At 65.4% G+C, this 23,460-nt stretch carries 24 protein-coding genes; 13 read left to right on the top strand and 11 right to left on the bottom strand.

The genetic code is table 11. From position 1 onward, the window contains the following. Nucleotides 1-139 precede the first annotated feature (139 nt). The 9 genes from CQ050_RS12005 to CQ050_RS11965 all read left to right on the top strand — a co-directional run bounded on the left by CQ050_RS12005 (nt 140) and on the right by CQ050_RS11965 (nt 8,988). A complete protein-coding gene (locus CQ050_RS12005) occupies nt 140-1,045 on the top strand; it encodes a branched-chain amino acid ABC transporter permease (protein WP_105557049.1) in 906 nt (301 codons plus the stop codon). Beyond that, on the top strand, nt 1,045-2,049 hold the full coding sequence (locus CQ050_RS12000; RefSeq protein ID WP_105557048.1) for a branched-chain amino acid ABC transporter permease: 1,005 nt from the start codon (nt 1,045-1,047) through the stop codon (nt 2,047-2,049). Before CQ050_RS12005 ends, CQ050_RS12000 begins: the two co-directional genes overlap by 1 nt. 2 nt (nt 2,050-2,051) lie before the next feature. After that, nucleotides 2,052-2,792, top strand: coding sequence for an ABC transporter ATP-binding protein (locus tag CQ050_RS11995; protein WP_105557047.1), 741 nt, complete (start codon nt 2,052-2,054; stop codon nt 2,790-2,792). Between the two features lie 3 nt (nt 2,793-2,795). Beyond that, nucleotides 2,796-3,452 (top strand): ABC transporter ATP-binding protein, encoded by a 657-nt coding sequence (locus tag CQ050_RS11990; RefSeq protein WP_105557046.1) that lies wholly within the window; start codon nt 2,796-2,798, stop codon nt 3,450-3,452. A gap of 17 nt (nt 3,453-3,469) precedes the next feature. Then, nucleotides 3,470-4,906, top strand: a complete 1,437-nt coding sequence (locus CQ050_RS11985) for an aldehyde dehydrogenase family protein (protein ID WP_105557045.1) — start codon at nt 3,470-3,472, stop codon at nt 4,904-4,906. A 25-nt stretch (nt 4,907-4,931) separates the two neighbouring features. After that, nucleotides 4,932-5,684 (top strand): glucose 1-dehydrogenase, encoded by a 753-nt coding sequence (locus tag CQ050_RS11980; RefSeq protein ID WP_105557044.1) that lies wholly within the window; start codon nt 4,932-4,934, stop codon nt 5,682-5,684. 61 nt (nt 5,685-5,745) lie between these two features. After that, nucleotides 5,746-6,870, top strand: a complete 1,125-nt coding sequence (locus tag CQ050_RS11975; protein ID WP_105557043.1) for a zinc-dependent alcohol dehydrogenase family protein — start codon at nt 5,746-5,748, stop codon at nt 6,868-6,870. A 36-nt stretch (nt 6,871-6,906) separates the two neighbouring features. Further along, complete coding sequence (locus tag CQ050_RS11970) at nt 6,907-8,211, top strand: ABC transporter substrate-binding protein (RefSeq protein WP_105557042.1); 1,305 nt, start codon at nt 6,907-6,909, stop codon at nt 8,209-8,211. Between the two features lie 381 nt (nt 8,212-8,592). Next, entirely contained in the window at nt 8,593-8,988 is a 396-nt protein-coding gene (locus CQ050_RS11965) for a hypothetical protein (RefSeq protein ID WP_105557041.1), read from the top strand. 96 nt (nt 8,989-9,084) lie between these two features. On the opposite strand, the gene CQ050_RS11960 is transcribed toward CQ050_RS11965, so the two are convergent. Beyond that, entirely contained in the window at nt 9,085-9,510 is a 426-nt protein-coding gene (locus CQ050_RS11960) for an organic hydroperoxide resistance protein (protein WP_105557040.1), read from the bottom strand. A 272-nt stretch (nt 9,511-9,782) separates the two neighbouring features. Here CQ050_RS11960 and CQ050_RS11955 point away from each other — a divergent pair, with 272 nt between their 5' ends. Then, a complete protein-coding gene (locus CQ050_RS11955; protein ID WP_105557123.1) occupies nt 9,783-10,544 on the top strand; it encodes a 5'-methylthioadenosine/adenosylhomocysteine nucleosidase in 762 nt (253 codons plus the stop codon). Between the two features lie 21 nt (nt 10,545-10,565). On the opposite strand, the gene CQ050_RS11950 is transcribed toward CQ050_RS11955, so the two are convergent. Genes CQ050_RS11950 through CQ050_RS31250 form a run of 3 tightly spaced genes read right to left on the bottom strand, consistent with a single transcriptional unit; the run spans nt 10,566 to nt 12,784 of the window. Then, complete coding sequence (locus CQ050_RS11950) at nt 10,566-11,882, bottom strand: ATP-binding protein (protein WP_105557039.1); 1,317 nt, start codon at nt 11,880-11,882, stop codon at nt 10,566-10,568. Continuing rightward, on the bottom strand, nt 11,879-12,619 hold the full coding sequence (locus tag CQ050_RS11945) for a response regulator (RefSeq protein WP_105557038.1): 741 nt from the start codon (nt 12,617-12,619) through the stop codon (nt 11,879-11,881). The genes CQ050_RS11950 and CQ050_RS11945 overlap by 4 nt, the downstream gene beginning before the upstream one ends. A 36-nt stretch (nt 12,620-12,655) precedes the next feature. Continuing rightward, the gene (locus CQ050_RS31250; RefSeq protein ID WP_255410185.1) at nt 12,656-12,784 is read right to left on the bottom strand and encodes a hypothetical protein; all 129 of its coding nucleotides are present in this window, start codon (nt 12,782-12,784) and stop codon (nt 12,656-12,658) included. Between the two features lie 173 nt (nt 12,785-12,957). On the opposite strand from CQ050_RS31250, the gene CQ050_RS11940 reads away from it, so the two are divergent. Together CQ050_RS11940 and CQ050_RS11935 are read left to right on the top strand one after the other, a co-directional pair. Continuing rightward, a complete protein-coding gene (locus CQ050_RS11940) occupies nt 12,958-13,647 on the top strand; it encodes a cytochrome c biogenesis CcdA family protein (protein ID WP_105557037.1) in 690 nt (229 codons plus the stop codon). Nucleotides 13,648-13,678: 31 nt separating this feature from the next. Beyond that, complete coding sequence (locus CQ050_RS11935) at nt 13,679-14,209, top strand: thioredoxin family protein (RefSeq protein ID WP_105557036.1); 531 nt, start codon at nt 13,679-13,681, stop codon at nt 14,207-14,209. A gap of 69 nt (nt 14,210-14,278) precedes the next feature. On the opposite strand, the gene CQ050_RS30955 is transcribed toward CQ050_RS11935, so the two are convergent. The 4 genes from CQ050_RS30955 to CQ050_RS11920 form a co-directional block, all read right to left on the bottom strand. After that, a complete protein-coding gene (locus CQ050_RS30955) occupies nt 14,279-14,443 on the bottom strand; it encodes a hypothetical protein (protein ID WP_199196793.1) in 165 nt (54 codons plus the stop codon). Nucleotides 14,444-14,499: 56 nt separating this feature from the next. Then, nucleotides 14,500-15,903: a tetratricopeptide repeat protein gene (locus CQ050_RS11930; protein WP_105557035.1), complete on the bottom strand. Its 1,404-nt coding sequence runs from the start codon at nt 15,901-15,903 to the stop codon at nt 14,500-14,502. 132 nt (nt 15,904-16,035) lie between these two features. Beyond that, the gene (locus CQ050_RS11925) at nt 16,036-16,311 is read right to left on the bottom strand and encodes a PAAR domain-containing protein (protein WP_105557034.1); all 276 of its coding nucleotides are present in this window, start codon (nt 16,309-16,311) and stop codon (nt 16,036-16,038) included. A gap of 35 nt (nt 16,312-16,346) precedes the next feature. Then, nucleotides 16,347-16,598 carry a hypothetical protein gene (locus CQ050_RS11920; RefSeq protein WP_105557033.1) on the bottom strand — a complete coding sequence of 84 codons (252 nt, stop codon included), beginning with the start codon at nt 16,596-16,598 and terminating at the stop codon, nt 16,347-16,349. A gap of 175 nt (nt 16,599-16,773) precedes the next feature. Between CQ050_RS11920 and tssA the strand changes: the two genes are divergently transcribed. Further along, nucleotides 16,774-17,895, top strand: coding sequence for a type VI secretion system protein TssA (gene tssA, locus CQ050_RS11915; protein ID WP_105557122.1), 1,122 nt, complete (start codon nt 16,774-16,776; stop codon nt 17,893-17,895). A gap of 40 nt (nt 17,896-17,935) precedes the next feature. Here tssA and CQ050_RS11910 read toward each other — a convergent pair whose 3' ends face one another. From CQ050_RS11910 to tssM, 3 genes are read right to left on the bottom strand one after another with little or no spacing between them, the layout of a single operon-like run. Further along, nucleotides 17,936-18,730: an OmpA family protein gene (locus CQ050_RS11910; RefSeq protein WP_105557032.1), complete on the bottom strand. Its 795-nt coding sequence runs from the start codon at nt 18,728-18,730 to the stop codon at nt 17,936-17,938. Nucleotides 18,731-18,732: 2 nt separating this feature from the next. Then, on the bottom strand, nt 18,733-19,716 hold the full coding sequence (tagF, locus tag CQ050_RS11905; RefSeq protein WP_105557031.1) for a type VI secretion system-associated protein TagF: 984 nt from the start codon (nt 19,714-19,716) through the stop codon (nt 18,733-18,735). Next, nucleotides 19,713-23,414: a type VI secretion system membrane subunit TssM gene (tssM, locus tag CQ050_RS11900; RefSeq protein WP_105557121.1), complete on the bottom strand. Its 3,702-nt coding sequence runs from the start codon at nt 23,412-23,414 to the stop codon at nt 19,713-19,715. The genes tagF and tssM overlap by 4 nt, the downstream gene beginning before the upstream one ends. Nucleotides 23,415-23,460 lie beyond the last annotated feature (46 nt).

Genomic DNA, 23,460 nt, shown 5'->3' with positions numbered 1-23,460 from the left:
GGGGCATGCAAGGTCCATAACGAGACAAGGGCGCGCGAAGCGCGTCCGGGGCGACAAGCCCGCACTACCGTGCAGAGTCACGTTGCCGCGGCAACGCGTCATCCGCGCGGCGGGTGTTTAGCGTATTGGGAGAAGACGCTTGACCTTGGATCTACTGCCTCTCGCCTTGGTGGACGGCGTGGCGTACGCCAGTCTGCTGTTCCTGGTGTCGATGGGGTTAACCCTGGTGTTCGGCGTAATGGGCATTTTGAATGTCGCCCATGGCGCTTTCTACGCATTCGGCGGCTACGCCGCGGCCAGCCTGGTCATGTTCCTTGCGCCCAAGACCGACTCGCCCGTGCTGTTGTTCGCGGCGTTGTTCGTGGCCGCCATTGCCGTTGGCCTGGCGCTGGGCAGCATCATGGAATTCGTGCTGATCCGCCGGGCGCAAAACTACGACCCCATCCTGAAACTGCTGATCACCTTTGGCGGATTCCTGATGCTGGAAGACATCCAGCGTTTGCTGTGGGGCGCGCAGCCCTACAGCGCCAGCGAGGTCGTCAACCGGCTGGGCAACATCGAAATCGGCGACATCACCTACACCACCTACCAACTGGTCGTGGTGCCGGTGACGGCGGTGCTGGCCTACGTGTGCCTGGAGTTCTTCCTGCGTCACACCAAGCTGGGCAAGCAGACCGTGGCCACCACCCACAACCGGGAAGTCGCGACGTCGCTGGGCATCAACGCCAAGAAGATCGGCTACGTCACCTTTGTGATCGCGACCATCCTGGGCGCCCTGGGCGGTGCGCTGGCGGCGCCCACCACATCGCTGGTGCCGGGCGCCGGCACGGACATGACGGTACTGTCGTTCGCGGTGGTCGCCACCGCGGGCCTGGGACAGATCACCGGCGCGCTGATCGCCGCGCTGCTGATCGGCATCATTCGCGCCATCGCGGTCTACGCCGCGCCTGAACTGGAAGTGGCGGTGCCCTACATCATCATGGTGCTGGTGCTGATCATCCGGCCGCATGGCCTGTTCACGGTCGCCCAAGCGCGGAGGATCTGATGAAAGTCGCCGTACTCAGCCTCGTGGCCGCGCTGGCCACGCTATTCCTGGGCTATGCCTATTCCTGGACCATCACGCCGATCGTCATCGGCCTGACCTACGCCATCGCCGCGTTGGGCGTGTCGGTGATGGCCCGCGCCGGCCAGATATCGTTCGGCCACGCGATGTACTCGTGCATCTCGGCCTATACCGTGGCCTTCCTGGCGCGCGCCATGCCCGGCACCGACGCCTTGGTGCTGATCCTGGCGGGCGTGGTCGCCAGCTTCGTGTCCGCCATCGTGATCGGCCTGTTCGTGGTGCGCTACCGCGGCATCTTCTTCGGCATGTTGAACCTGGCGCTGAGCATGGTGCTATTCGCGCTGCTGGGCAAGCTCTACACCCTGACCGGTGGGTCGGACGGCCTGCGTATCGTGCGCCCGACCATGGCCGGCATCCTGATGGAGCGCGAATCTTTCGAGCGCGCGCTGCTGGTGTTGACGCTGGTGCTGTCGATGGTTTTGGCCTGGTGGGTGCAGCGCTACTTCCGGTCGGGCAGCGGCCAGGCCCTATCGGCCATCAAGACGAACGAGACGCGCATCGAATACCTGGGATTTTCCGCGTACTTCATCATGTGGAAGGGCTATCTACTGTCGGCCGTCGTGGTGGGTTTCTCGGGCGCCATCCTGGCCTTGATGCAGGGCCTGGTCACGCCGGAAATCGGATCGTGGCTGCGCTCGGGCGAATTCGTGTTCATCACGATCCTGGGCGGGGCCGGTCACGCGGCGGGTGCATTCCTGGGCGCGGTGGGCTTCGAGACCGTGAAATTGGTTTCGGCGGCGTACTTCCCGGGCCTGTGGCAGTTCCTGCTGGGCCTGACGCTGATCCTGGTGATCTTCATGTTCCCCACCGGGTTCGTCGGCCAGATCATGAAGCGCGCCGCGACCCGCAAGCGCGACCTGGCGCGTGCCGGCGCCACCGGGCAGGCGCGGGTATCGCCCAATGCGCAGGCAGCGGCAAGGAACTGACGATGAAACCCCTGATTCAAACCACCGGCCTGTACCTGGCCTTCGGCGGCGTCGTCGCGGCCGACAACATTGATTTCGAACTGCACGAGGGCGAACGCCTGGCCGTGATCGGACAGAACGGCGCCGGCAAGACCACCTTCATCAACATCTGCACGGGCTATCTGGCGCCGTCCAAGGGCAAGGTGTACTTCGACGGCCGCGACGTCACGGCCATGGCGCCGCGCAAGATCGTGCGCCTGGGGCTCGGCCGGTCATTCCAGCTGCCGCAGCTGTTCACCGAGCATACGGTGCGCCAGTGCGTGCAGATCGCGGCTGCGCGGCGCAACAAGGAACTCAGCTGGTTCCGGTCGCTGGAAAGCACCATCGACGACAAGGAAGTGGACGCCACGCTGGATTTGGTGGGGCTGCTGCCCGAGGCTGACGAAGCGTCCATCGAACTGCCGGAAGGCAAGCGCAAGCTGCTTGACGTGGCGATGGCGCTGGCGCTGCAACCCAAGCTGCTGATCATGGACGAACCGACCAGCGGCGTCGCGTCTGAAGACAAGTTCGCCTTGATGGAAACCGTGATGCACGCGCTGGACGAACGCCGCGTGACAAGCTGGTTCGTCGAGCACGACGTGGACATTGTGTCGCGCTACGCCACGCGGGTGGCCGCCTGGATCGCCGGCAAAGTGGCCGCCGACGGCACGCCCGCCGAGGTCTTGAATAACCCGCAGATCAAAAGCGAAGTGCTGGGGGCCTGAACCATGTTGAATCTATCGGCCATCAATGTCGACCTGGCGGGCAACCGCATCCTGCGCGACGTCAGCGCCGGCTTTGAACCATCCAAGACCATCGGCATCGTGGGCCGCAACGGCGCGGGCAAGACCACGCTGCTGCGCACCATCATGGGCCTGACCAAGATCAAGTCCGGCAAGATCGCGTTCGACGGCACGGACCTGACGGCGTTGCCCGGGCACAAGCGTGCCGCCCTGAAGGTGGGGTACGCGCCCGAAGACCGCGTGATCTTCCCGACCATGACCGTGGAAGAAAACCTGAACCTGCCCTGCGAAGTGCAAGGCCAGTCCAAGGCCGAGATCGCCGCGCGCATTGCCACGGTGCTGAAGGTGGTGCCGCAGCTGGAACCCATGCTGGGCCGGTCTGGATCGGCGCTGTCGGGCGGCCAGGGAAAGATGGTGGCGCTGGCGCGCGCAATCATGGTCGGCACCCGGCTCTTGATGCTGGACGAACCTTTCCAGGGCCTGGCCCCGAAGCTGGCGCGCGACTACACGGAAGCGCTGGCGCGGCTGAAGGAACTGCAACCCGACCTATGCGTGGTGATCACCGAGTCCAACGTGAAGTTGCTTGGCGACATCCCTGACCAGATCTGGACGATCGAGCGCGGCTCGATCACCTTGAATTGAATACCCGGAGACTATCCATGACGCAGATGATTATCGACGGCCGCAAGGCCGATGCCGCAGACGGACGCACCATCGACGTGGTGTCGCCAGTGGACGGCAAGGTGTTCACCACCATCCCGCGCGGCCAGCAAGCCGACGTGGACGCCGCCGTGACGGCGGCGCGCGCCGCGCTGGATGGCGGCTGGGGCAGCATGACCGCGCTGGAGCGCGGCCGGCTGCTGCTGCGCCTGGGCGAGTCCGTGCTGGCGCACCACGAAGAACTGTCTCAGCTGGAATCGCGCGACACGGGCAAGCCCATGTCCACCGCCCGCGCCGACATCACCGTGCTGGCGCGCTATTTCGAGTTCTACGGCGGCGCGGCCGACAAGGTGCATGGCCAGACCATCCCGTTCCAGAAGGACTATTCCGTCCAGTTGATCCGCGAGCCGCTGGGCGTCACTGCCCACATCATTCCGTGGAACTACCCCGCGCAGATGTTCGGCCGCAGCGTCGCCCCGGCATTGGCCATGGGCAACGCCGCCGTGGTCAAGCCGGCCGAAGACGCCTGCCTGTCCATCGTTCGCGTGGCCGAGCTGGCGTTGGAAGTGGGCTTCCCGCCTGGCGCGCTGAATGTCGTGACGGGCCTGGGCGAAGAAGCGGGCGCCAGCCTGTCGCGCCATGCCGGCATCAACTTCATCACCTTCACGGGATCGAACGAGGTCGGCGTGCTGATCCAGCAAGCCGCCGCCGTCAACGCGGTGAAGTGCGTGCTGGAACTGGGTGGAAAGTCCGCCCATATCGTGTTCGACGACGCCCGCTACAAACTGGCCATCCCCGCCATCGTCAAAGGCATCGTCCACAACGCGGGCCAGACCTGCACCGCTGGCAGCCGCCTGCTGGTGCAAAAGGGCATCTACGCCGACTTCATGAAGGCGCTGGCGGAAGAATTTTCGAAGGTCCGCGCCGGCACGCCGGACATGGACCTGACGTGCGGCCCGGTGGTCAACAAGGCGCAGTTCGACCGCGTCAACCGCTACATCGCCAAGGGCTTGGCCGACGGCTTGAAAGTGGCGGCCGAAGGCGCCATCGCCGACGGTGTGCCGGCGGGCGGTTACTTCGTCAAACCCACCTTGTTCAGCGCCCCGTCGCACGACAGCACGCTGCTGACCGAAGAGATCTTTGGCCCCGTGTTGGTCGCGCTGCCGTTCGACACCGAGGCCGATGCCATCCGGCTGGCGAACGCCACCGACTACGGCCTGCTGGGCGCGGTCTGGACGGAAAACGGCGGGCGCCAGCAGCGCGTGGCGCGCGGCATCAAATGCGGGCAGGTCTACATCAACGGATTTGGCGCCGGCGGCGGTGTGGAACTGCCCTTTGGCGGCGTCAAGAAAAGCGGCCATGGACGTGAGAAGGGCTTCATCGCCCTGGAAGAAATGAGCACGACCAAAACGCTGATCCAGTTCTACGGCGAATGATCGCCAAACTATCCGGAGACAAGTCATGAGTCAGTTGCAAGGGAAAGTCGCCATCGTCACCGGCGGGGGAAGCGGCTTCGGTGAAGGCATCGTCAAGCTGTACGCCAAAGAAGGCGCGAAGGTCGTCATCGCCGATATCAACAAGGAAGCCGCCGACCGCGTGGCCGCCGAGGTGGGCGCCGCCGCCCTTGCGGTGAAGGCCGATGTGTCCAGCCGCGCCGATATCGACAACGTGGTCCGCACGTGCCAGGAAACGTTCGGCTCGGTGGATATCGTCGTCAATAACGCGGCCATCACCCACAAGAACCAGCCGATGCTGGACGTGGACGAGGCCATGTTCGACCGCATGTTCGACATCAACGTGAAGTCGATCTACCACATGGCGCAAGCCGTGGTGCCCGTGATGCGCAAGCAGAAGCGCGGCGTGATCCTGAACGTGGGGTCCACGGCGGGCATCCGTCCGCGCCCCGGGCTCAGCTGGTACAACGCGTCCAAAGGCGCCGTCAACGTGTTGTCGAAATCCATGGCGGTGGAACTGGGCCCCGACGGCATCCGCGTCAACGCCATCTGCCCCGTGATGGGCATTACGGGCATGTTCGAGTTGTTCATGGGCCTGCCCGACACCCCCGAGAACCGCGCCAAGTTTGTCTCCACCATTCCGTTGGGCCGATTCTGCCAGCCGTCGGACGTGGCGGCCGCGGCCTTGTTCCTGGCCAGCGACGCGGCGGAGTTCATCACCGGCGTGGAATTCCCCGTGGACGGCGGCCGTACCGTCTGATCGTCTTGAATGGGCCCGGCCAAGTCCGGGCCGTCTTCTCTCTACCGTGGGTGTCAGACGCATGAAAATCAAAGCGGCGTTGTTGCGCAACGTAGGGGTTCAAGGCCCCTACGCCCAGACCCGGCCATTGACCATCGCCGAGATCGAATTGGACCCGCCCGGTACGGGCGAAGTGCTGGTGAAGATCAAGGCGGCGGGCCTCTGTCATTCCGACTTGTCGGTGATCAACGGCGACCGCCCGCGAGGCGTTCCCATCGTGCTGGGCCACGAATCGTCCGGCGAGGTCGTTGAAACCGGCCCCGGCGTCACGGACCTGAAACCGGGCGATCACGTCGCCATGGTGTTCGTGCCCAGCTGCGGCTGCTGCAACCCGTGCATGGAAGGCCGGCCCGCGCTGTGCGAACCGGGCGCTACGGCGAATACGCAGGGAACCTTGCTGGGCGGCGACCGCCGCCTGCACATCGGCAGCGAATACATCAACCACCACACCGGCGTGTCGTGCTTCGCGGAATATGCGGTCGTGTCGCGCCGGTCTTGCGTCAAGGTCAATGTCGAACTCAGCCACCGTGAGGCCGCGCTCTTCGGCTGCGCCGTGCTGACCGGCGCCGGCGCGGTGCTGAACCGCGCGCGCATCAAGGCAGGCGACACCGCGGCCATCGTGGGGCTGGGCGGCGTGGGACTCAGCGCATTGCTGGCCGCCGTGGCCGCCGGCGCGCGCCGCGTGGTCGCCGTTGACCTCAGCGACGAAAAACTGGCGCTGGCCAAGGAGCTGGGCGCCACCCACACCGTCAACCCCAAACAGGTCAAGACAGACGACGACCTGTTCGATCTGGCCGGTGGCCGCGTGGACTACGGCTTCGACATGGCAGGCGCCGTACCCGCCTTCGAAACCGCCTACAAACTGACCCGGCGCGGCGGCGCGACCGTCACGTCCGGCTTGCCCAACCCGAAGTTCAGCTTTCCGTTGTCGCTGTCGCAGATGGTGGGCGAAGAGCGGGACATCCGCGGCAGCTATCTGGGGTCAGGCGTGCCTGCCATCGATATCAGCCGCTACATCGACCTGTACAAGGCCGGCCAGTTGCCGGTGGACCGGATGATGGGCAAATCGTTTTCGCTGGACCAGATCAACGAGGGGTTCGATCACCTCGCTACCGGCGGCAGCCTGCGCGACGCCATCGTTTTCTAAGGGCATAGACCCGACTACAACACTGGAGACAAGACCATGAAAACCTCAAGACTGGCTGCCCTTTTGGGCGCCACCCTGCTGTCGGGCTTCACGGCGCTGGCCAGCGCCGCGGACAAGCCGAAGGAATTGAACATCGGTATTTCGACCTTCCTGTCGGGGTCCGCATCGGTGTTCGGCGTGCCGGCCCGCGACGCGGCCGAGATCCTGATCCAGGATATCAACGCCGCCGGCGGCATCGACGGCGTCAAGCTCGTTCCCAGCTACATCGACGAAGGCGGCGGCGGCGAAAAGCTGTTGTCCGAATACCGCCGCCTGGCCGAAGGCGGCACGCGCGTCATGCTGTCGGCCATCTCCAGCGGCCATTGCAACATCGTGGCGCCCGTGGCCGAAGACCTGAAAGTGCTGAACGTGTTGTGGGACTGCGGCACGGAAAAGGCCCTGGAAGGCAAGAAGTACAAGTACGTCGTCCGCACCCAGGCCAACGCCACCACTGAAATGGTCGCGCAGGTGCTGTACCTGATGAAGGTCAAGCCCGACTTCAAGACCATCGCCATCGTCAACCAGGACTACGCCTGGGGCCGCGATTCGCGCGACATCTTCCTGGCCGCGCTGAAGAAATTCAAGCCGGACGTGAAGGTCGTGGCCGAGATGTTCCCCAAGTTCGGCGCCGCCGACTTCTCCACCGAAATCAGCCGTTTGCAAGCGCTGCGTCCGGACGTCATTGTCTCGACGTCGTGGGGCGGCGACCTGGACAACTTCGTGCGCCAGGCATCCCAGCGCAACCTGTTCAAGAACTCGACGTTTGTGCTGTCGCTGGCCGAAAGCTCGCTGGAGCGCCTGGGCAACGCGCTGCCTGAAGGCGTCTACGTCGGCGCTCGCGGCGACCACTACTTCCTGCATCCGGAAACCAAGGACGATCCGAAGCACCAGGCCTTCGTGAAGAAATTCCACGACAAGACCGGCGCCTACCCGATCTACTCGGTCTACCACATGGTGCAAGCCATTCAGGGCCTGAAAGCCGGCTACGAAAAAGCCATCAAGGACAACGGCGGCGCGTGGCCCAGCCCGGAGCAAGTGGCCGCCGCCATGCACGACGTGACCTTCAAGGGCTACGGCCGCGAAGTCAAAATGCATCGCGCCGACGGCCAGGGCCTGGAAGCGCAGTTGTTCGGCGTGACGAAAAAGAGCGACAAGTACCCGTTCAAGGTGCTGGCCGACATCACCATCGTCCCGGCTGAACTGGTCACCCCGGGCGTGTCCGACACGTCGATGGAGTGGATCGAAAAGAGCCTGACCCCGGACGTGCTGAAAAGCGACCAGATCAAGGTCTTCGCCAACTGATCAATCGGTGTTGTGTGTGTGCAGGGACGTCCCCGGCGAGCAATCGCCGGGGTTTTTTTTGGGCGTGCCCCTGCGTGGCGCGCATTCGTTTGCGTGTCTTCGCGATTGCGTTTAGCGATCGATGCGCTGCGGGGCGGATCGGTACTACGGTAGTGCTCCCCCGACCCTTACGACGGCAGGCAAGCGCCGTCGGCGGGGAGCAGGGTTGAAAGGAACACTGATATTAGGCATATTGGAATTCAATAAGGCGGTTTTAAACGACGGCCTGGTGATTCTTCCAGGTGCTCCTGCCGGCCGATCGGAAGGCGCGACAAAAGGACTTCATATGAACAGTACGATGGAAAACAACAATACTCTGTCCGGCAAGGACTTGGCAGCGCAATGATCGGCTGGTGGATCGTTATATCGACGCACAGCCCCGAGGAATGCGATCGCGCCGACGCGAAAGCCTGTCGTGCGGCCATCCTGGCGCAGTGGGAGGCAGGCGCGGAGGGTCTCCGCTGGATCGAAAAACTGGTCAAGCAAGGCAAGGCCGCCAAGGTCTCAGGAAGCGGCTACCCGAACCGCTACATCTCCCGCGCTGGTGATGTGCTGCCGCTGATCGAAGGCGGCGGCATCCAGTCATCCCAGGGGGGCGTCTGGATTTTCGGCATCGACGAGGGCGAGGAATATGCCCAGCCGCCTGGCTGGATGGGCAAGATTGAAGTACATGCCGACCGCGTGGCGGCCTGTCCCGCCAAACACTTCCTGACCATCGACGCTTGGGATCAGTCCTGAAAAATTTAAGGTGTCAGTCTGAGCTAGCCCGGGTTTTCCGGACACCCGAAGAAGTAGGCAGTACTTGAAGGGGGGGCTATGGATAACTCCAACCCTTCAAACCACCTCAAACCGCACATCCACGTTGTCCCTGATCGCCCGCGAATACGGGCACATCTGATGCGCGCCTTCCACCAGCGTCCGCTTCTCCTCCTGGCTCAACCCCGGCAGCGACACCGCCAGCACCACTCCCAACGCAAAATTCGCCCCGCCGTCGACCTTGCCGAGCGACACGCTGGCATCAATCGCCACGTCCTTCGGCACAACGATGCCATTCGCGGCGCCCGCGCGTTTCATGGCGCCCATGAAGCAGGCGGAATACCCCACGGCGAACAGTTGTTCGGGATTCGTGCCCGGCTTGCCGGACCCGGGCGGGCTCAGTTGCACGTCTAGCGCGCCGTCGCTGCTGCGGCCCGTGCCGTCGCGGCCGCTGGTGGTGTGGGTGTTGGCGGTGTAGAGGACTTCTTCAAGTTGATTGGCCATGATGGCTCCCGATCATGATGCGGCGTGGCCGCGGGGTGGATGGAGCCTGCATTGCACCAAGCGTCTGTATCCCGTTTGTGTCGCCGAGCTGGCGGTGTCGCATTGCTGTGTATCGCCAGGGAAAACCGGATACGCTGGGATACAGGGCGCTGCACCGATTGCAGCACACATCGCATGGCCAGTACTCCGCCCATTGGAACCCCCGCATCATTTAAAGTATGTTCCGCCCTGCGCGGCATTTCGTCGTGTCGCCAGCTAAATACAAGGACATCATGAGCCGTCTTGCCATTCTGGGCGCTTTGCACGAAGAGATCGCCGACCTGCTTGCCGCGATGGACCCGGGCGCGACCATCCATCGCATCGCCATGCGCGATTTCCATGTGGGCACGCTATGGGGTACGCCGTGCGTGATTGCGCTTAGCCGCATCGGCAAGGTGGCGGCGGCCGCGACGGCGTCGATCGTGATTCGGGAATTTCAGGTGTCGCGCGTGCTGTTCACGGGGCTGGCCGGCGGCTTGCATGCGGCTGTGGACGTGGGCGATGTGGTGGTTGCCAGCAGCCTGATGCAGCACGATATGGACGCGCGGCCCTTGTTCGATCAGCATGAGATCCCCTTGTTGGGACGTGTGCGCTTTGAGGCGGATGCGGGTTTGAGCGCGTTGCTGCACGAACATGCCGGTCAGTTCATCCGAACGAGGGGCGCGTCGGTGGCGACTGGCCGGGCCACGCTTGCCGTGCCCAGCGTCCACCAGGGCCTGATCGCCACGGGCGATGTTTTCGTCAGCCACAACGACGACGCGTTGGCGCTGCGCAAGCGCTTGCCCGACGCGCTGTGCGTAGAAATGGAGGGCGCGGCGATGGCGCAGGTCTGCTACGAATTCGGGATTCCGTTCGCGGTGATGCGGGTGATTTCGGACCGTGCCGACCATGCCGCAAAGACCGACTTCACGGCGTTCCTGCAGAACGTGGCGCGCGTTTACACCGCCGGGATTTTGGAGCCGTTGCTGAAGTCGGGCGCTTTGGCCGCAAACTAGGATCCGCCGCGCACCGGCGCCTTACCGCGACATGCGGAGTTCCGCAGATAAGCCTCCACCGTCGCGGTTGCTCAAGACGAGCTTGGCGCCCAGGACCTCGGCCAGTTGAAGGGCGATGGCCAAGCCCAGCCCCGTGCCACCCGTGTCGCGGTTGCGCGAGCCTTCCAGGCGATAGAAGGGTTGCAGCACATTCGCCAGTTCATGCTCGGGAATACCTGGCCCGCGATCCAGTACAAAGATCGATAGCGCCGACTCGCCGCGTGCCAGGACCTGCACCTCGGCGGCGTCCGCGAACTTCAGCGCGTTGTCGATCAGGTTGCCCAGGATCCGGCGCAGCGCATGCGGCCGGGTCAGCAAGGGGCCGGCTCGATCCCCCGACAGGCTGACCTGCTTGCCGGTGTCCTGGTAGTCGTACACCAGGCTTTCCAGAAAGGCGGTTAGCTCCACGCGGACCGGTGGTTCGACCTTGCCGTGGGCGCTACGGGCGTAGTCGATGCCTTCGCGTACCAGCCGTTCGACTTCGTTCAGGTCGTTCGTGAGCTTGTCGCGGTCGACGGAATCTTCCATGAATTCCGTGCGCAGCTTCATGCGGGTGATCGGCGTTTGCAGGTCGTGCGAGATGGCGCCCAGCATCTGCATGCGCTCGGCGACGTGCGTGGCGATGCGTTCCTGCATGGCGTTGAACGCGGCGACGGCGTGGGTGACTTCGCTGGGGCCGCGTTCGTCCAGCGCGGGGCTCTTGCTGTTCGGGTCCAGCGCTTCGGCGGCCTGGGCCAGGCGTGTCAATGGGCGAACCGCCAGCCGCACGGCCAGCCAGGCGCAGCCGATCAGCAGGACCAGTTGCACCGCCAGCACGATCAGCAGCCACGGGGCCGGGCCCATCAGGGAAAGGTGGATGTCCAGGATCACGGGCTGGCCATCGGACAGCACGACGCGCGCCTGGATGTGCCGGGGATCGTTGGCCATGGCACGCACGGTGACGGGCCGGGCGGCGCCCAGTGCGGCTTCGATGGTGCGCGCTGCCGTGCGGGCGGCCTCCAGTTCCAGCGGCTGGTCGGCATCGCCGTTGCCCAGCAGGTATTCCCGGTTGCCGCTGGACAGGCGTGGGAGCCAGGCAGGGCGTTCGGCGGCAGGCAGCCGGTCCAGGATGTCCATGGCGATGGCGACGTCGCGCTCCAGGTCGCCCAGCATCATGGTTTTGGTGGCGTTGTAGCGTTCATAGAATAACGCGGCGAACGACAGGCCATACGCCAGCAGCAGACCAACCAGGAAGATCAGGAACAGGCGCGCGACCAGCGTGCCGGGCCAGGCGAAGCGGCGTGGAGCGGCGGTGTTCACTGATCGGATTCCGAGACGTCGACGGCGGCCGAGAACACGTAGCCTTCGCTGCGCACCGTCTTGATGTAGCGGGGTTCGCGCGCGTCTTCGCGCAGGCGCTGGCGCAGGCGGCTGACCAGCAGATCGATCGACCGGCCGAAGAAGTCGGCGTCGCGGCCTTGCGTCAAGTTCAGCAACTGGTCGCGGTTCAGCACGCGTTGCGGGTGATCCAGGAAGACGCGCAATAGCCGGTATTCCGCGCCGCTAAGTGACACGACCGTACCGTCTGCGTCCAGCAGATGGCGCGCGGTGGTATCCAGGCGCCAGCCGCCAAACGCGATCTCGCGGCCCGGTTCCGTCACCTGGAAGTTGGGCGGCAGCATGCGTGTGCGCCGCAAGATCGCCTTGATGCGAGCCAGCAGTTCGCGCGCCACGAAGGGTTTGACCAGATAGTCGTCGGCGCCCATTTCCAGGCCCAGGACGCGATCCATGTCGTCGCTGCGCGCCGTCAGCAGCAGGATGGGGATGCGGCGGTGCTTGCCGCTGCGCAATTCGCGGCATAGCACCAGCCCGTCGTCGCCGGGCATCATGATGTCCAGCACGATCAGATCGACCGACAGGCTTTCCAGCAGCGACCGCATCTGCCGGCCGTCGGCCGCCAGCGTGACGGCCAGTCCGTTCTTCTTCAGGAAGTTGCCGGCCAATTCGCGGATTTCCCGATCGTCGTCGACGATCATGACGTGATCAACGTGATCCATCTGAGGATGCCTTTTCAGGGTGGGAGGACGTGGCGTTCATGATACCGGGGGCAGGGGATCCCGGCGTGGCCGGGTGTTGGTGATCAGCTGGCACTGGAAGGGCTTGGCGGCTTCGGCGGTGAAGCCGCCGAACAGCAGCAATAGCACGGCAAGGAATCGTTTCATCGGAAGGGCTCCGCAGACGGGATGAACGGGTTATAGCGCCGGCCGATCCGGGATGTGTGTCGTACTGTATACGGGCGGGGCGCGGATACATAAGCGGGAAAAAAGCGCGCCAGACCGGCACAAACCGGATACGTGCCGCAGGTGCAATGGGGCCTCTTTCCAAAGGACACTCCATGGACCTGATCAACACCCCCATCGCCTTGCTGGCCGGCATGCTGACCATCGCGTCGCCGTGCGTGCTGCCCTTGTTGCCAGTGCTGCTTGGCACGTCACTTGAACGTCCCGGGCGGATGCGCCCCTTGTTCGTCGTGTCCGGCTTCGTGCTGGCGTTCGCCGGACTGGGCATTGCGCTCAGCCTGCTATCCAATCTGAATGCCACGGTGCACGAGGCCGTGCGCTCCACCTCAATCGCGTTGCTGGCGCTGTTCGGCCTGGTGCGCATCTGGCCGCAGCCCTATGACCGGCTGATCGCCCGGTTCGGCGGGCCGCTGCAACAGCTGGCGTTCAGCGCGGGCGGGTCCGGCGGCGGGAATGCCGGCGGCTTTCTGTTGGGCTTGTCGCTGGGCGCGGTGTGGACACCCTGCGCGGGCCCGGTGCTGGCGTCCATCCTGGTGCTGGCCGCCAAAGCACAAGACCTGACCCAGTCCAGCACGCTGCTGCTGGTATTCGCCGTGGGCGCCGGCATTCCCATGCTGGCGATCGCCTATGGCGGACAGGCCATCGCGGCCCGGGTGCGCGGGCTGTCGCGCTACACGCACCGTTTGCAGCAGGGCTTTGGCGTGCTGCTGATCATGACGGCGGCGGTCATCTATTTCCAGTACGACGTCCTGGCCTACGCCTGGATCAGCAATCTTTTCAACTGACCTTTCGCTACCGACCACAAGGAGTCCGACTATGTTTGCTTACCTTAAGAAGATCGCGCTGGGCGCGTTGATTGCCACGTCACTGGCGGCGGTGCTGCCCGGCGCCGCGCAGGCCGCCGCGCCGGCTCCCGCGCCGGAATTCACCGGCATCGAAAACTGGCTCAACAGCCCGCCGCTGACCGTGGCCTCGCAGCGCGGCAAGGTCGTGCTGGTGGATTTCTGGACGTACACCTGCATCAACTGCATTCGCACGCTGCCGTACGTCACCAGCTGGCATCAGAAGTACAAGGACCAGGGCCTGGTCGTGGTGGGCGTGCACACGCCGGAGTTCCCTTTCGAGCGCTCGACCGCCAATGTCCAGAAGGCGCTGGAACGCTTCAAGATCACGTATCCGGTGGTGCAGGACAACCGCTACGCCACCTGGGAGGCCTACCGCAACCAGTACTGGCCGGCGGTCTATCTGATCGACAAGCAAGGCCAAGTGGTCTATCGCCACTTCGGGGAAGGCAACTATGCCGAAACCGAAGCGGAGATCCAGCGCTTGCTGGCGCAGCCAGGCTAGGCGGGGATGGGGGAATTAGCCCCCATCTGATCCACGCACCAGTCGCGGATTTTTCCCAGCGCGGGTGGCCTAGCGGCCGGTCTCGGGATAGTTGGGTCCGGCATCATGGAAGCCGCCGTTGCTGTACGGGTTGGGGGCGCCGGGATGGGGCGGGCCGCCCTTGCCGGGGGCGCAGCCCGCAAGCAGCAGGGCGGTGGCCAGCAGGGCAATCAGAGGCATCAACGAGGATTTCATGGCGGTCTCCTGCGGCTGCCCCAAGGCAGGCGCGTAGCGTGCGGCGTGTGGGGCGATTATAGGGCGGCGTCCGCGTGCCAGAGCTTCTGTTTGGTCCGCGGGCGATCGCAGCGCTGCCGGTACGCTTGCACCGCCGGAGAATCGGCCGGCTGGAAATACGGGTGCGGATACTGCGCTTCGCGCATCGCGTCATGCAGGCGCCGGCCCCATACGCACTGCGCCTGGGCTTCGTCCCACAGTCGCTCGGCGTATTCCGGTTGCCCGTGTCGCCACAGCGTCAGGCCGTAGTCCGCCACGATCTCTTCGTTGCGCGGGATGCCTCGGTAGGAATCGCGCATCAGGCGCAGGCCTTCTTCGGTGTTGCCCCGCAACGCCAGAATCCAGCCCAGCATGCCCTGGTTGTAGGGGTTGGGGCCAGCGCGGTGGATGGACGCGCGCACGTGCGCTTCGGCCTGCGGCAGAAAGTTGGGGAAGTCCGCCAGGTAGTAGGCGATTTCGTTGTCGTAGTCCGCGTCGCCTTGGCGTGGCGCCCGTCCGCGCTTGGCTTGGCGTTGCTGCAGGATCTGCGCATCGGCCAGGGCGAAGTCGGGCATGGCCAGCAGCCGTTCCAGGTTCAGGCGGTCTTGCAACAGCGCCGTGTCCGGGCGTTGCAGCGATTCCGGGAAACGCCACTGACGCGCGCGCAGTACCCATTGCCGGGCTTGATCTTGCTGGCCGGCCATCAGCAGCAGGTGAGCCAGGTCCAGCTGTTGGCGCGGCGTGTCGGCGCAACGCATGGCGCCGATCGATTGTTCCGCGCCTTCCAGGTCGTTCCGGGAGAGCTTCCGGTTGACGGCATCCAGCTCGCCAAAGCAGGCACGGTTGTCGGTCGTGCGGGATTCGATGGACAGCGAGATGCTGCCTGCCGGCATGTTGTGGCTGAAGTAGGCCGTCGCGCCCTGGCGGGTGGTGTAGCCCAGGTCAACCCATTGCTCGCCCCAACGCTGGCGCAGCGTCAGAATGTAGGGCCACGCGGGCAGCGGTTCGTTGTCGCCGCTGGAATGCAGCTGGAAGAAATGGCCCCATGGGCCGTCGCCGATGCGCCGGATCAGGGTGAAATCCGCGGCGGCGTGCGGTTGCGTGGTCCAGATCCAGGCGGTTCGGCCCTGTGCGTCGGTGACGCCATGCAGGATGCCGTCGCCGCTGGGCGTGCCCTGGATCGCATCGTTCTTGGCGGTCAGGAACAGGCGGTACGGCGTGTTGGCGGCGGGTTGGAAGGTGTCGCCGTCGTACAGGCCCAGTGTCAGGCTGCGGCCGTGGCTGCCTTCGCCGTACTCGGGCATGCCGTCCGGAGGCGATGCGGTGCGGGCGGTGGATTTGCTGGGGGCCGGCGTGTCGGCGGCATGCACGGCGGGGGGCGTCAGCCATAGGGCGGCGGCGAGCACCAGCGCGGTGATCGAAAGGGGCTGCAAAGGCGTCATAAGGACTGCTTGGGATACCGCGGAGTGGGCGTGGCGGGATTGTGCACGACAACGCGCGCCGCGGCGAATCCAGCGCAGGTGGGGGCTGTTGCCCCCAAACCCTCAGGTCAGTGGAAGCGGGCGGACGGATGTTCAGCCGCCGCCATGCTCCAGGCGATAGAACTGCTGGCTGGCAATCAGTGTGGCGCCGCAGGATGTCTTCATGCCTTCCAGCGCGGTGCGCCGGTCGGAACTGACGCCCGGCGCGCCTTCGACGATGACGTGCTGGCCCGCGCAGGTCGGGCAGGCGACGCGGTCGCCCAGCCGCGCCATCGGCTGCCCGAAGATCATCACGCTCTCGTCGCCGGTGACGACCACCCCGCCGTGCGAGGTGCGGTCGCCCTTGCGTATCACGGATCGCTCTGCCATGGCTGTACGGGGCTCCGGAGGTTGGTAAAAAGTGCTTACAGGTAGGTACCGTCCGGCGCCATCCTGGGGGTGCCGATCACGAAGGTGCCGTCGGGCGCCATGCGGACCGGGCCGTCGCCGCCCAGGTATCGGCCGTTGGGCGCGCGCTGCGGTTTGCCCGCAACATAGGTGCCGTCGGGGGCGCGCGTGATGGGGCCGCCGTCGCCGACGTAGGTGCCGTCCGGGCAGCGGCGGGGCGTGCCGTTGATGAAGTGACCGTCAGGCATTTGATGGAAGGATTTGTTCATCGCGTTTCCTTGCGTGCGGGAGCATGAATCATAGCCAGGGTGCGTGATGCGCTTTGTAATAGGACGTGTCATCTTCGAACGTAAGCGGTGGGCAGATATGGGATGATCGGGCCTCTTTCGGGCGGTCGCACCCGCAAGCGGGGTGGCCGCGATCTTGCCATTCAACAAGACCAATATGACCGATATCGACACATTGCTGGAGCCCATCTCGGGCGATGCGCCTTGTGGCGCCGACATGGTGTTCTCGGCCGAGTTCGACGCCATCCGCGAAGCCCGCCGCCAGGACGATCCGCATCTGGACCAGGGCGATTGGATCATCGACATCAAAGAGGCCGACTGGCCGCACGTGATCCGCGTCTGCACCGAGGTGCTGCGCGACCGCAGCAAGGACGTGCGCGTGGCGGCGTGGCTGGCCGAAGCCTGGGCCAAGACGCGCGGCTTTGCGGGTTTGCGTGATGGATACCTGCTGCTGGATGGCCTGTGCCGCCGCTACTGGGATGGGCTGCACCCCGTGCCCGAGGATGGCGACGTGCAACAGCGGGTGGGGAATCTGGCCTGGCTGCTGTCGCGTTCGCAGCAGCTGATCCGCGAATTGCCGCTGACCCAATCCGAGGGCGGCCGTTTTGGCGCGGCGATATGGGAAAGCGCGGCGCACCTGGCCAACGCGGTCAAGCGCACGCCGCAGCACGCCGCGGACCTGACGCGCGGCAAAGTCACCATGGACCAGTTCGACGCCGCGCGCCGCGATACGCCGCCCGCGTTCTATTCCGAACTGGAAGCCAATTTGCAAAGCTGCTTTGCCGCGGTCGACGTGCTGGAACGCACGTTGGCCGAATACCTGGGCGACGAGGGGCCGGCCTTCTCGCCGGTGCGCGACGCGTTGAAGGACGTGACCGCGCTGGTGCACCGCTTTGCCCGCGAAGCCGGGCTGCTGGTGCGCGCCGACCTGGCGCCGTCCGCGCCCGCAGCGACCGCGCCGGGAATTCCACCCGTCGCCCCGCGATTGGAGCCTTCCTTGTCCGCCGCCGACACACCGACTGAATCCACCGCCTTTGCCGCGCCAGCTCGCGGTCCGCTGCAAACGCGCGATCAGGCGCTGGCGCAACTACGGGAAGTGGCCGAGTTCTTCCGCCGTACCGAGCCCCACAGCCCGGTGGCCTACCTGGCCGACAAGGCCGCCAGCTGGGGCGAGATGTCGCTGCACCTGTGGCTGCGCACCGTCGTCAAGAACGGCGAGGCGCTGTCGGGCTTGGAAGAGCTTCTGGGCGTGCCGAAACCCTCCGACAACAACGGCTGAAGGCGCCGTCGTCCCGCCCAGGCGGCGGGGCCGCCGGGCGCTAGCGGCTGGCCCGGAATTCGATGCGGCGGTTCTTCGCGCGGCCTTCGGCCGTGGCGTTCGTCGCCACCGGCTGGTCAGGGCCCGCGCCCAGCGTTTCGAAACGCGCGGGCGGCAAGCCCTTGTCCACCAGATAGGCCCTGACCGCATCCGCGCGCGCCTGGCTTAGCGCCAGGTTGGTGCTGCGGCTGCCGGAACTGTCGGTGTGCCCGATGATCTGCACCTTCTCGCTATGCAGCTTGGGCACCACGTCGGCCACCAGGTCCAGCAATTCGCGCCCGCGCGCGGTCAGCGTGGTGCTGCCGGTTTCAAATTCCACGACGCGGTTGGTCAGCACCTTGTCCAGCAAGCCTTGCTCGTCTTTGCTGGCGGACACGCGCAGGCCGTTGACGATCTTGTACGTCGGGTTCAGCGAGGTGGCGAAGGTGCTGGCGATCTGCTGGCGGGATGCCTCGTTCTGGACTTCGCCGCGCAGGCGGATCTGTGTGCCGTCGATTTCCAGTTGGCCGCGATTGATCTGTTTCAGGGGCGGCCCGATCAGCTTGCCCACGTGTTCGGACCAGTTGGGCGGCGCCACGACGCCGCCCACGTCGATCTGGTCGATGACATTGCCCACGCCGTAGACCTGTTGCAGCCGCGCCAGCACGTCGGCCTTGGTGGCCTCGTCGGGCACGGAACCGCTGGCGACCACCTGGCCGGGCTGCGGCACGACGTTGGCGGGAACGACCGTTGCGCCGTCCTGCGCCGCCGCGGCGCATGAAAACAGCGCCGCCATGATCAGGAGAGAGACACGCATGGTCAGGCTCCGGTGAAGACTTCGCGGAAAGTGTCCAGCGCCATGCGCAAGGACAGCCGCGGTTGATCCAGATAGCTGGAAAGCTTGGCCAAGCCGTGGCTGGCCGAAACGTGGTTGCGCACCCAGGGCGCGTCTTCCAGCACGATGTGCTGTTCGGCAAACGCCTGCGGGGTGGACAGCAGGCTGGCCAGCGTCTGCGGCGACGCGCCACGGAAACCGGTCACCAGCCGGTGTTTGCCGGCGATGCGGCCGATAAAGAGGGTGATCTCGAAATCCGCGCGCGACAGGAACGGTGCGATCAGCGTCATCCAGTACGCCGCCACCAGGTTCATGTAGAGCGGATCGTCCGGCAGGGGCAGGGCCAGCCCCTTGTCCAGTTGCGAAGAGCCGCTGGACATCACGGGTTCCAGCAAGATGCCCAGCGCCAGGATGATGTCGTGCAGGCTGGCGGCGTGGCCGTTTCCGCGAAGCATGGCCTCCAGCCGCTCAATCGTCTGCAAGTCCACGAAGGCGTCAAAGCCGTCATCGGCGGCCGTGCGGATTTCGCCTTCCAGTTCGTTCAACTGCTGCAGGGCTGCGCTGGGATCGGCATCGGTCATCAGCATGCCGGCCGCGCCGCTCATGCGGTTCCACATCCTGCTGAACGCGATGGGGCTGCGCGCGATGAACTCCAGCGGCCGCTGCACTTCAACCGAGGTTGCCGACAGAAACGGAAACCGCCGTCCCGACTGGTCCCGGCTGGGTTGCAGATGGCCGGCAATGGCCAGTTTCCCGCGCGATCCCAGGATGGCGAAGGGGGTGGGCTCGGTGTCGTCGTATAGCGCCTTCCAATGCGGCTCTTGCGCCAGGATCTCCATGGTGTTGGCGACCCACGCGTCCAGCGTGGCCATCAACTGCGGGTGCGACGTGTTCTTCACGAAATCGCCGCGCGTGGGGATCTTGCCGAAGTAGGCCGTTCGGAACAGGGGGGACTGCACGTTGCTCATTGCGGCGCTCCGGGTCGCGGCTGGGCGGAGGGTTCGGGGGAGGCGCCCACCACGGAGGAGGGCAGTCGCAGGTTGCGCAAGCCCTGGCTGCCGGGCTCGCTGCCGCCGGCGCCAGGCGCCTGGGCGTTGCTGATGATGCGCAGCTTGACGGGCACGGTCACATTGGACTTGCCCCAGCTCATGTTGAAACTGCCGTCCGGGTTGGACGTGCGCTGGGCGGTAGAGATCAGGCGCTCCAGGCCAAACCGCCCCGGCTCGTTGACGATCTCGACGACGCTGCCGTCGAACGTCGTGGCGGTGATGCGGGCGCCGGGCGCGCCTTGCGCGTTGGGCCAGACGAAGTTCACCCACTGCGGCGGGGTGTTGCGATAGCGCAGTTGCTGGCCGTCGATCTCGATGGTGTATTCCGTGACGCCGCCCGCCGGCTTGGGCTGGATCTGGAATAGCGTCTGCGGCTGGCTGGCCGCGCCGGCGCCTGCCGCGCCACCCGACAGGGGCGCGACCCATTGCGCGAAATTGGCCGTGAAGGTCGGCTGCAGGCTGACGCCCATGTCGCCCCAGGTGCGTGCGGTCAGGATGTCGCCGCGACGCACGGTCAGCGGCCCCAGCGTGTCGTTGACGTACTTCGCGATGCTGCCCTGCGGTCCGAAGACCTGGCCGATCTCGTCGCTGCTCGCTTCGACGCTGGCGCGGCCGGCGAAGGGGTATTTTTCCGCCAGCGTCTGGTTGAAGGGTTGATAGACCTGCGCGTTCCAGACCTTGTTCAGTTCGGATTCGGCGGGTTGCATGGTGACCGAATAGGCCTGGATCAGCGGGCGCACCAAGAGCGGGCGCAACGTTTCGCGCTGCGTGGGGCTCATGCCGGCCAGCATCTGCTCATCCACCAGCTTCAGGGCATCCGCCAGTTCCGAGTCCTTGCCTTCCAGCGTCTGGCGCATCAGCGTCAGCGCGCCGGGGCCGGGGTCGCCCTGGTTGTTCAGCAGGTTGAAGCGCGTGCGGATCTTCGACAACGCGCCCATGTAGTTGCCCAGCAGCGATTGGTTTTCACGCGTGACGACCAGGCGTGCCACGTCCGAAAACTCGCGGCCGACCGGGCCCATGGGCATCGCCTCGCCGTTGGCGGCGGCCGCTGCCGGCGCGGGGGGCGTCTGGCGCAGGATCACGCGCTTGAACCAGCCCACCACGCCACTTTGCGCCTGTTGCAGCCCGGCGTTGATCAGCGAGGGGTTGTCCCAGGACGTCTGCTCGTAGGTCGTGTTGATGAGTTTGGCGATGGGAGACGTCTGCGGGTCGCCCAGGCGGTTCATCGCCGCGACCGATTGGTCGAAACTGGTGAACGGCTTGATCGTCACGCCGCGCAGGAACTTCTGCCATTCCTCCGCGTACTCCGTCTTGTACATCGTCGCCAGGCTCTTCTGGATCTGTTCGGGGCTGCCTTCCAGGGTCAGGTCGTCGCGGGCGTTCACACCCAGGACCCAGTCGCTGGTCTGCACCTCCTTCTTGGCCGCTTCGCCGATGGCGGGCTGGATGTATTGCTCCCAGGCTTCGCGGGTGAACGTGCCCGGAATGGCGTAGCTGCCCGCCACCACGCCGGCATCGTTTTCGCCGACGATGCGCGCCACGGTCATGGTCTGGAAACGCGTTGCGGCGCGCGCTTTCAATGTGGCGTAGGCGCGTTCGCGGGCCGGCATGCCCTGCATGACCGAGCGCAGGCTGCCGCGCGTCTTCTCGACCAAGGCCAGATTGGTGTCGATCTGCGGCCAGCCGGCGTCCGGCGCGCGGCTGACGTAGAACGAGATCAGGCGTTCGGCGCTGCGGATCAACTGGTCGCGCGGCATCGCGCCGCGGTTGGTCTCCAGCCAGCCGCGCCAGAAGCGCGTGATCTGATCCGACAGGTGCGTGGGATCCACGTGCTGATGGTTGGCCATCATCAGGTACGTCTTCAGCGCGTTGTAGGCGTCATCCGCGTTGGTGGGCGAGGCATCCTGGAACAGGGTGTCGCCGCCCGCGTTGTGCGACGCGCGGGCGGCCTGCGGCGCGGGCTGTGGCGTGCCGCCGGTGGCGGCCGCGGCGGCCGAGATGTCCACCTTGACCAGGAAGTCCTCCAGGCTGGCCTTCACGGGCGTCAGCATGAATTGGCGAGCGCCGTTGTAGTACTCGGCCAGCAGGCGTTCCTTCAGCACGTCGCCCTGGTACAGGCCCAGCCCCAGCGACCACGGCCGGCTGGACGAATAGCGGTCCAGCTGTTCGATGCGGTCCTGCAGGATCTCCATGGCTTCCAGCCGGCTTTGCAGGTCGGTGCGTTCGCTTTGCAGGCGCACAACCTTGTCCATGTCGGCCTGCACGTTCTGCGCCAGTTGCCGGTTGCCCAGGTACGACCAGCTCCAACCGCCCAACACCAGGCCTAGCGCCAACACCAGACCAAAAAAGGTCAGGTAGCGCATGCGGGCCTTGGCCGGGCTGGCGTGCTGGCGCACGAGTTTCTTGTCGGCGAAGATGACGCTGGAAAACAGGTCGCGCAGGAAGAATCCATTGTGCGACGACACGTTGCGCACTTGCGCCCGCTGGGCGGGATGCAGGTCGAAACGTTCGGCCAGCCGCTCGGTGGAAGTGCTTTGCGACACGCCTTCCTGCAAGGCGCTGGTGAAGTAGAAGCCGCGGAACACGGGCTTGTACTGGAACGGATTGGTTTCGAACAGGGTGGACAGGAAGGTCCGCAATGCGGGCTTGATGCCGGCGAATTCCAGCGGGAAGGTCAACAGGCCGGGGGGCAGCTCGCGGTTGCTGCGCAACGAGATCTGGGCGGTACCCATTTCCTTCAAGCCTTCGTACAACTCGTCGAAGCGCTCGTCGAACAGCGCCAGCACGTCGCGGTTCTCTTCCGCGCCATAGGGCAGGGTGGCGCCCCAGACGCGGTCGCGTTCGTGCTGGTCGTAGTCCGAGAAGAACTCGCTGAAGCCGGAGATCAGGTCGGCCTTGGTGAAGATGATGTAGACCGGCGCGAACACCTCAAGCCGGTCCGTCAGCTCCTGCACGCGCTGGCGCAGGTTCTTGGCCAGATTGATCGCGAATTCGGGACCCGAGCCCGTCAGTTCTTCGATGCTGGCGGCGACGATGATGCCGTTGATGGGCGCCTTGGGACGATGGCGCTTAAGCAGGTCCAGGAACCCCATCCACTCGTTGCGGTCTTCTTCATGTACCGAGTAGCGGCCGGCCGTGTCCAGCAAGATACCTTCGGTGGTGAAAAACCAGTCGCAGTTGCGTGTGCCGCCCACGCCGCGCACGGCCGCGCCGTTCTTGTCAGCGAAGGGGAATTGCAGGCCCGAATTGATCACCGCGCTGCTTTTGCCGGCGGCCGGGTTGCCGATCACGATGTACCAGGGCAGTTCATACAGGGCTTCATTGCCCGACACCTGGCCGATCTTCGACGTCTTGATGGTGCGCACGGCCTGCGTCAGCCGGGCGCGCAGCGCATCCACCTCGCCACGGTTGGCGGCGGCGCCGGTCTGCGCCTGCTGCTCCAGCATGTCGCCCAGTTTCTTGTTGGCATGCCGCGTGCGCCGGCGGCGCCACACGAACACGCACAGCCACAGGAACAGGCAAATGCCCAGGGCGATGGCGGCCCAGGTCAGGCCGATCTCGACGGTGTCGGCAAACAGGAACAGGAACACCACCAAGGCCAGCAGGCCGATCGCCATGAAGGTGCGCGGATTGGCCAGAAGGCGCGACGACCAATGCCGGCCT

Source organism: Achromobacter sp. MYb9 (assembly GCF_002975275.1).
GTDB lineage: Bacteria > Pseudomonadota > Gammaproteobacteria > Burkholderiales > Burkholderiaceae_B > Achromobacter.
This window is presented reverse-complemented; position numbering and strand designations above follow the sequence as displayed.

Coding starts and splice junctions, on each gene's coding strand:
- CQ050_RS12000 (WP_105557048.1), top strand. CDS start 1,045: ATGAAAGTCGCCGTACTCAGCCTCGTGGCCGCGCTGGCCACGCTATTC.
- CQ050_RS11995 (WP_105557047.1), top strand. CDS start 2,052: ATGAAACCCCTGATTCAAACCACCGGCCTGTACCTGGCCTTCGGCGGC.
- CQ050_RS11990 (WP_105557046.1), top strand. CDS start 2,796: ATGTTGAATCTATCGGCCATCAATGTCGACCTGGCGGGCAACCGCATC.
- CQ050_RS11985 (WP_105557045.1), top strand. CDS start 3,470: ATGACGCAGATGATTATCGACGGCCGCAAGGCCGATGCCGCAGACGGA.
- CQ050_RS11980 (WP_105557044.1), top strand. CDS start 4,932: ATGAGTCAGTTGCAAGGGAAAGTCGCCATCGTCACCGGCGGGGGAAGC.
- CQ050_RS11975 (WP_105557043.1), top strand. CDS start 5,746: ATGAAAATCAAAGCGGCGTTGTTGCGCAACGTAGGGGTTCAAGGCCCC.
- CQ050_RS11970 (WP_105557042.1), top strand. CDS start 6,907: ATGAAAACCTCAAGACTGGCTGCCCTTTTGGGCGCCACCCTGCTGTCG.
- CQ050_RS11965 (WP_105557041.1), top strand. CDS start 8,593: ATGATCGGCTGGTGGATCGTTATATCGACGCACAGCCCCGAGGAATGC.
- CQ050_RS11960 (WP_105557040.1), bottom strand. CDS start 9,510: ATGGCCAATCAACTTGAAGAAGTCCTCTACACCGCCAACACCCACACC.
- CQ050_RS11955 (WP_105557123.1), top strand. CDS start 9,783: ATGAGCCGTCTTGCCATTCTGGGCGCTTTGCACGAAGAGATCGCCGAC.
- CQ050_RS11945 (WP_105557038.1), bottom strand. CDS start 12,619: ATGGATCACGTTGATCACGTCATGATCGTCGACGACGATCGGGAAATC.
- CQ050_RS31250 (WP_255410185.1), bottom strand. CDS start 12,784: ATGAAACGATTCCTTGCCGTGCTATTGCTGCTGTTCGGCGGCTTCACC.
- CQ050_RS11940 (WP_105557037.1), top strand. CDS start 12,958: ATGGACCTGATCAACACCCCCATCGCCTTGCTGGCCGGCATGCTGACC.
- CQ050_RS11935 (WP_105557036.1), top strand. CDS start 13,679: ATGTTTGCTTACCTTAAGAAGATCGCGCTGGGCGCGTTGATTGCCACG.
- CQ050_RS30955 (WP_199196793.1), bottom strand. CDS start 14,443: ATGAAATCCTCGTTGATGCCTCTGATTGCCCTGCTGGCCACCGCCCTG.
- CQ050_RS11930 (WP_105557035.1), bottom strand. CDS start 15,903: ATGACGCCTTTGCAGCCCCTTTCGATCACCGCGCTGGTGCTCGCCGCC.
- CQ050_RS11925 (WP_105557034.1), bottom strand. CDS start 16,311: ATGGCAGAGCGATCCGTGATACGCAAGGGCGACCGCACCTCGCACGGC.
- CQ050_RS11920 (WP_105557033.1), bottom strand. CDS start 16,598: ATGAACAAATCCTTCCATCAAATGCCTGACGGTCACTTCATCAACGGC.
- tssA (WP_105557122.1), top strand. CDS start 16,774: ATGACCGATATCGACACATTGCTGGAGCCCATCTCGGGCGATGCGCCT.
- CQ050_RS11910 (WP_105557032.1), bottom strand. CDS start 18,730: ATGCGTGTCTCTCTCCTGATCATGGCGGCGCTGTTTTCATGCGCCGCG.
- tagF (WP_105557031.1), bottom strand. CDS start 19,716: ATGAGCAACGTGCAGTCCCCCCTGTTCCGAACGGCCTACTTCGGCAAG.
- tssM (WP_105557121.1), bottom strand. CDS start 23,414: ATGGCGATCGGCCTGCTGGCCTTGGTGGTGTTCCTGTTCCTGTTTGCC.